We start from the raw sequence: 6939 nt of genomic DNA, 5'->3' as shown, positions 1-6939 counted from the left end.
TGGTGTTTTTATTTTGTCATTTTTCTAAAGTGGCTAACTTGATTATAAAATTCGCTGTCAAAAGTAAAGTTACAATTAGCAAAAATATTATTGGGTCCACATCAATTACTAATTCTAGACGAACCTACAAATTACTTAGACTTACGGGCAAAGAAGGGACTTGAAGATTTCCTTATTAATTATCCAGGAACAATTATTTTAATTAGCCATGACATTGATTTCACAGAAAAATTGAATTTTAAAACTTACAATATAAAAAATAAAAAGCTTCTAAATCCAATTTTGAACAATCATTACTCTAGTTCTGAAGACGATAATCTACTTTTGCTGAAACAACGACTTGGAACATTCATTACCGACCCCAACATTAGTATGGAGGAAATAAAAGATTTGCAAAATAAAATAAAAAAATTGGAAACTAACAGATAATGAAAAGTGTCTAAAATATAATTAAAGAATGGTATAAAACCACGAAAAAAAGCAAAACAAATAATCCTAGTAATCAAATACAATTACTAGGATTATTGTTTCAATGCTTGAAGATTAAGTATATTTGTCTCACCTCCACAATTTACTTTTTATCTTTTTTCTTAGGTAGTTCCAATTCAAATACCAAAGGATTAGAGTCCGGCGCAATTCTTAAATTCAATTCCTTCTGGGCTCTAGTGACACCAACATAAAGGAGACGACGTTCTTCTTCAATGAAAGCCGAATAATTCTCAATCTCATTGTACATTGTGTAGAACATCTTAAATTCTTTATTCTTATTCAAAGTCTTATCCAAATTGATCGGGTTGAAAGCATTGTTATTGGTAATATCACGATATTTTTCAACATGAGCTGTCTTCAAAGCGTTCTCTAAATATTTAAAATCGTGATTATAAACTAATTTCCATTTCTGTACAAACTTATCCATTGGCATTTCAGGTGGGAACCAGCTATTCAAAATTTTACTATTGCGATCAACTTCTTTATCCGTTAACCCATAGAGATAAACATACTTGAATTCCAATCCCTTTGCCTGGTGCAATGATAAAAATTGGATTCGATTATCTTGTTTCCCCTGTTCAACTCGACTCGTAAGAATCTCTTTTTTATTTTCCTCTGCACTAAAGAAATCATCAATATTAGGATACTTCTCCAATTCTTCCAACAAATACTTCTTGATATCATTGACCTCATTTTTCGACATGAAATTCTTTTCTTCCATGTAATCAAAATATCTGTCAGTTAATTTAGTCGTGGCCTTATACAAATCTTTAATCAGACTCTGCGACAATTTTTGCTTCGTAACTTCATTGTCTGACTGTTCCATCTGTTTTTTAAAACGTTGGACACTGTTGAAATAGACTTTAACTCGCTCATCAGTCCGTTTATAAGGTGTATTGGTCGTCGCATTGTACTTCTCAGCACCTTTGAAATACTGACTCAAAGTTTCAAATTCATCTTCGGCTTTGGCCTGAACTTTTTCAGTGTGATCCTTATAAGCTCTAAAGCCAATCCGATTAGCTTGATTACTGAAATAAGAAAACTTATCCTGCCACAGAGATCTCATCAATTCCGTCACAATTCGATAGACAATATTATTCTGTAAGATAGCTCCAATATTATTGATATCGGCATAAATCTTTTGATTAGCCAACCAATCAGCCAGCAACATTCTTGAAGAATTGTAACGAACCAAAATAGCAATATCATCATTGTTGATTTTAGGATCATTAATCTGCTTGACCAGACGACGTAACATCTTAGAATCACCGCTAAAGCCTGACTTCTTGGTACTATAAAGAATAAATTTTCCCATATCTTTCTTGCCAGACAACAAATCCTTATCCAAACGAACATGATTCTTTTTAATCAGTGGAATAACTCTTTTCAAAATTTTCTCACCGGTCCGATAATTTGTTGATAAGTTTTTCTTCTGAGCCTGGGGTAAAAGCTTCTTATAATTCAAAATGAATTGTGGATTACTACCTCTGAATGAATAAATACTCTGGTCATCATCCCCGATAACAATCAAATGTTGCATCGTTTCTGGACTCAATAATTGTGAAATGATTTTCCACTGTAAGTTGTCAATATCCTGAAACTCATCAATAACTGCAATCTTAAAGCGGGCCATAATCTGTTGATAATATTGCAAATATTCCGGTACTTGCATACTCTTTAATAACAAAAGTTTCATATCGTTAAAATCAATATAACCATTACTATGCTTTAATTCCTGATATTTTTTTATCACATCAATATAATCTTCAAAAAAAGTTTCGTTGTGATTCTGTCTTGAGTATTGACCCATGACTTTAACCGCTTCACTCAAAGGTTTATCGACGCACTCATTAGGCAATACACCATCACTAGTCAAATCTTGATTGATCAAATAGTCGTTCAAATCGAACATTTCCGACAACATCTCATCTTTAGTAATAATGTTACTAGGATGTTTGATCTGATCTGATAAATCTCGAATAAAGTAGCGATAAGATGTTAATACTTTTGCACTACGATATTCAGGATTCTGCCGTAACAGTTGATAAAATAGTGCGTGAAAAGTGGTAAATTTCGGCTTGCCACTAGATAAATTCAGTCCACTACCTTGTAACTGGTCCACAAAATTTTGATAACGTTGGCCCATGTCAATTTTAGATTTATGTGAAAAAGTAATTCCTAAAATTTCATTAGGTTCCGTCTTGCCTTCAGCTATTGCAATCAATGCCATTAAAATAAAAATAGTTGTCTTACCTGAGCCAGCACAAGCGTTAACTAAGAGTGGTCTCATAAAATCATTGTTCAGTATAGCAATCTGTTCATCTGAAAATTTCATTTTCAAATTTGATTCCATCAAATTAATTATTTCAGTTGTTGATAAATCTTGAATATTGTCGTCCTCCAATACTTCTACTTAGCTTGTAAAACTTTTAAATTTGTTTGGATATATTTCCAAAAGAGATTATTAGCACTAGAATGTTCACCCTTAACTCGAATAAAGCATAATTCATTAGCAATATTCGTTGTCAATGGAACAATCGAGAACTCTTCACTATCAAAGTTTTGAGCCGTCTTTTGCATCATAATGGAAATCCCCATATTGTTTTGGACCATCTGCATAATTAAATCGACTCTGGTTCCTTCATATGCAATTTTCGGTGTGAAGTGAGCCTGACGACAAAGTTTTATAACTGGATCATATAAGTTAGTCGATTTTCCCAAAATTAAGAATGGATCATCTTTCAATTGAGAAATAGTAAGTTTTTCCGATTTTGCCAAAGAATGCTTTCTAGGTAAAACCGCTACAAACTTATCCTTTTCAGTGACAATTCTTTCTAGATCAGGATCATCAAAATCAAAAGTTCGAGCAAAAATAATCTCACACTTACCTGACTTCAATGAAGTAATCAAATTGTAGCTTTCCTCTTCTCGCAGTTGCATGTGTACTTCAGGGTGCTTCTGTAAAAATTGGGTTATTAAAGTAAAACTTTGATAACTAGGCATTGTGGGAATGGTATGCATTTCAATTGTCAAATTCTTGGCGGCCTGAAAGTCATTTAACTTATTACTTAATTCGTTATAATCCAGTAAAATCTTCTTCGCATAAGGTAAAACAAATTCACCTTGTTGCGTCATTTCAATTTTGCGATGGGCACGCTTGAACAATGATACACCAAGTTCCTTTTCTAATGCCATGACCTGTTTAGAAATATTGCCTTGAGTGGTAAAAAGATTCTCCGCCGTATCAGTATAATTTAATGTTTTCGACAAATCGACAAAAACTTTGAGCTTCTGTAAATTCACTTATCATGCCTCACATTCCATTTTAGAATACTATATCACAGTTTTTGAATTGTTCATTGTGCCGCCAAATCTTAAAGTTGGAAATAGTTAAGTATTTGAAAGGGGTATTACAACTATGCCAACTGGTGTTATTATCAATGCTGCCTCAGTTTTGTTTGGTGGCTTACTTGGTGGGTTTTTAGGCGATAAATTTAGTGAACAATTCAAGAATGATATTACCTTAATTTTCGGTGTCTGCTCAATGGGAATGGGTATCTATTCAATCGCACCGATGAAATATATGCCTGCTGTTATCTTTGCTTTAGTAATCGGAACTGGAATAGGTTTGTGGATGCATTTAGGTCAATGGATCAATAAAGGTGCTGTTGAAATGCAAAAGCCTATTTCAAAATTATTTCCTAATTCTAAGACAGAAATGTCTCATGAAGACTTCGTCAATACTTTAGTTACCGTGATTGTACTCTTCTGTGCCAGTGGTACCGGTATTTACGGAAGTTTGGACAATGGGATGACTGGTGACACAACTATTCTGATTTCTAAATCTGTTTTGGACTTCTTTACAGCTGCTATCTTTGCCTGCAACTTAGGTTACGTAGTTTCTATTATTGCTATTCCACAATTTATTCTCTTCTATATTCTATTCTTACTAGCACGTTTCATTTTCCCACTCACAACGCCAAATATGATTCTTGATTTCAAAGCTTGTGGTGGTTTTCTAATGCTGGCAACTGGTTTCAGAATGGTAAAACTCAAGATGTTCCCAATAGCAGATATGATTCCCGCGATGGTTATCATTATGCCTTTGAGTTGGATCTGGGCTAACTGGTTCTTACCTTTGCTGTAAATTATATTCTTCGTAAGTTTGATTAAAAATAATGGCATCTATTTAGAATAAGTGTATGTTTCTTACGCTTCTAAATGGATGCCGTTTTTAGTTTCCAAAATATTTGAGACAAGTATACAAAAAATAAATAGAACTGCTCTACAATTATCTATAAGGAATGAGAGTAGTAAAAGTTTTGAAAAAAGTGGCAATACTTACACTAGTTAATCCTTAAATTTATTGGGTACATTCCAAGTTAAACAGTGAAGTGAGCCGCCAAGTACTGATATATTTCCTACTTTGACGGGAACTACGGGTTTATTAGTTTGAGCTTGAACCATTTTTAGAACTGTATGATCCTGCTTAAGTCCATACATGGGAAAATAAATTGCGTGATTGGTTTCCAACATATTAATGTATAACCCCTTGGCCGAAGCTATCTTAGAGTCGTATTGTCCCTTGCTCGTATAGGCCGCCGGCAACACGATAAATTTCATTTCAGGAATCTGTTTTTTTATCTGTCGTTCAATTTTTTGTAAGAATCCAGGTTCATAACTGAAATCATTGATGAACATTTTATTCGGACTAATGAATTTTACCATCCCATCGCTATGTCCTAAAACGTCTCCAGGTTCAATTGAAATGTAGACTACTCGTTTTACCTTTAATTTATCTTTCAATTCTGAAGTTATTTCGGTCTTGGTCCAATCGGGATTATCCTGAAATACTTTTTTGGTCAGTACTACAGTTTGATCGCCATCCCACTGAGCATTTCCACCGTCCAAAACTAAGCTGGATTGACTATATTTGTATCTTCCTTTTAAAAATTTTTTAAAGCGATTATTCAAATATCTACTATCACACTTTTTTAAATAATTAGGCGAATATTTAAATTTCACCATCTTTGTCGTAACGACCGGAGCAACATCCCGTAACCAAATATCGGGATAATAGAATTTCAAAACAGAAAAAGAATCACCTTTATTCATTTTTCGTGAAAAGTCATAATTAAATTTCTTCAAAGAATCATAGAATGGTTGATAATAATCGTCATTTTGATCTGGCATACTAGTATAAATTGTTTCAGCCGACACCAAATTATTAGTTCCCAAAATTGTTAACAATGCTGTTAAAGTTGCAATAATAATTTTCCTCATGATTCTGACCTCTTTTCACAAAGAGTATAACAGCAGCTTTCTTTATATATTTATATAAAAAATATATAGCCGATCTGGCACCAAAAATTAATGCTTGACAGTACAGACTATATATTTAAATAAATAATATAAATCTAATCAAATTTTCCAACATTGACTTCTGTTGACCTTTTAAATAAGTTAATCTGAAGACGAAATGGATTTCAATATTCCGCAATACATCCAAAAATAAAAACGAGGGGTGCTGATCTTGAAGAAAACAGTAACATTAATCGTTGCTATAATAGTTTTATTATTAGGCGGTTTCACTACGTATTACGTTAGCAACAAGGCCAACAATATTACTCATGAAAAAAAGATTTCTAAAATTAAAAGAACCGTTTCTCCCCAAAAACTAAGTAAATCCGAAGCAAAAAAGATCAACGATGAATTCTATAGTCACAAGATAATAAAAACAGGTGGAGAATCATGTTTTGTTGGTGAATATCCTTCTGATTTTTCCAAATTGATTAACAAATCTGAATTAGTGGTTGTTGGTGAAGTAGTCGGACTCAAAAGTCATGTTTCTAATAGCTTCCCTTATACCATTGTTAATCTGAGAGTCGATAATATTTTAAAGGGTGACCGTAAAAAGTTGAATAAGACCATTCCAATAGAAATCATGGGTGGAAATATTACTAGAAAAGAAGATGCAGCCGCCCACAACCTTAAACCCTCTGATGATAAGGATCCTAATGAAATTATCACTTTAGAGTTTACTCACTTGCCTAGGGCAGGCGAAAAAATGGCAGTGGGACTTACTAAAATTCCTAAAGGGGTAAATGGAACTCATGGGAAAACTTGGAGTGCAACTTATGCTGAAAAAAGTACCTTCTTTCAAGACTCCGATGGTAAATACCGCCGAGAATCTGAAGTATCGCCAACTACTGATAAAGGTAATCATGATTTGTCTGGGCAAAAAGAAGACGAACTAATGAATAATGAAATGAATGATTTAATTAATAAATCCCAAAATAAAAAATAAATTAAATAATGCATCTATTCAGGATAAGAGTATTACATTTTTCTGAATAGATGCATTTTTATTTTTATATTCGGTTAGTTTATAATAAATGGCGAATTTTATAATCAAGTTAGCCACTTTCAATAAAAGCTCAAAATAAAAAC

General features: G+C 33.1%; 6 protein-coding genes. 3 read left to right on the top strand and 3 right to left on the bottom strand.

The genetic code is table 11. From position 1 onward, the window contains the following. Window positions 1–90: 90 nt before the first annotated feature. The gene (locus FD33_RS12780) at window positions 91–429 is read left to right on the top strand and encodes a P-loop NTPase family protein (protein WP_056955994.1); all 339 of its coding nucleotides are present in this window, start codon (window positions 91–93) and stop codon (window positions 427–429) included. Between the two features lie 142 nt (window positions 430–571). Here FD33_RS12780 and FD33_RS11725 read toward each other — a convergent pair whose 3' ends face one another. Both FD33_RS11725 and FD33_RS11720 read right to left on the bottom strand, forming a co-directional pair. Then, a complete protein-coding gene (locus FD33_RS11725; RefSeq protein ID WP_025086230.1) occupies window positions 572–2893 on the bottom strand; it encodes a UvrD-helicase domain-containing protein in 2322 nt (773 codons plus the stop codon). Window positions 2894–2898: 5 nt separating this feature from the next. Next, window positions 2899–3792, bottom strand: coding sequence for a LysR family transcriptional regulator (locus FD33_RS11720; protein ID WP_025086229.1), 894 nt, complete (start codon window positions 3790–3792; stop codon window positions 2899–2901). Between the two features lie 115 nt (window positions 3793–3907). Between FD33_RS11720 and FD33_RS11715 the strand changes: the two genes are divergently transcribed. Next, window positions 3908–4636, top strand: a complete 729-nt coding sequence (locus tag FD33_RS11715) for a DUF554 domain-containing protein (protein ID WP_025086228.1) — start codon at window positions 3908–3910, stop codon at window positions 4634–4636. Window positions 4637–4839: 203 nt separating this feature from the next. On the opposite strand, the gene FD33_RS11710 is transcribed toward FD33_RS11715, so the two are convergent. Next, window positions 4840–5772, bottom strand: a complete 933-nt coding sequence (locus FD33_RS11710) for an agmatine deiminase family protein (protein WP_025086227.1) — start codon at window positions 5770–5772, stop codon at window positions 4840–4842. Window positions 5773–6022: 250 nt separating this feature from the next. On the opposite strand from FD33_RS11710, the gene FD33_RS11705 reads away from it, so the two are divergent. Then, entirely contained in the window at window positions 6023–6796 is a 774-nt protein-coding gene (locus FD33_RS11705; RefSeq protein ID WP_056955993.1) for a hypothetical protein, read from the top strand. The last annotated feature ends 143 nt before the right edge of the window (window positions 6797–6939 follow it).

The sequence above is a fragment of the Companilactobacillus paralimentarius DSM 13238 = JCM 10415 genome (assembly GCF_001434985.1).
In the GTDB taxonomy this organism is placed as follows: domain Bacteria; phylum Bacillota; class Bacilli; order Lactobacillales; family Lactobacillaceae; genus Companilactobacillus; species Companilactobacillus paralimentarius.
This window is presented reverse-complemented; position numbering and strand designations above follow the sequence as displayed.